The 393-nt window shown below is 47.1% G+C and carries 1 protein-coding gene; it reads right to left on the bottom strand.

The genetic code is table 11. The features are described from left to right. The coding region (locus tag Q4528_RS12775; RefSeq protein ID WP_303521850.1) for an AraC family transcriptional regulator at window positions 1-391 on the bottom strand (391 nt) is incomplete at its 3' end. Window positions 392-393 lie beyond the last annotated feature (2 nt).

Genomic DNA, 393 nt, shown 5'->3' with positions numbered 1-393 from the left:
CTTCAGAAGGGCTATTAGAAATTTGAATTAGGCGTAACAGAGCCTCATTGAATGGGGCATCCCAGTCAGCCAAAGTAACCCCTTGCGGGATACGTCCACCTTTCGGTTTACGAATATCTAATCCCGAACTTTCAATTTCAATCACTAATTCCGTCATCACCCGGGTATCAAGAGCGATATATACACCCAACAAGGGATTATCCAGTGACGCTGCGGGGGACCCCGCTTCTACAGGCATCGATATAGCACAACACATATATTGACTGCTGTCATAAACATGCTGTTTGCCATCTAATATGGCTTCTTTCGCGCCACTTACGATAGCTACAATCGAAGGCTCATAGACCGCAGGGGCACAACGTATAGGCTCCGTAACTCTGAAGAGCTTCACCC

It is taken from the genome of Staphylococcus pasteuri (genome assembly GCF_030547725.1).
Taxonomy (GTDB): Bacteria; Bacillota; Bacilli; order Staphylococcales; family Staphylococcaceae; genus Staphylococcus; species Staphylococcus pasteuri.
This window is presented reverse-complemented; position numbering and strand designations above follow the sequence as displayed.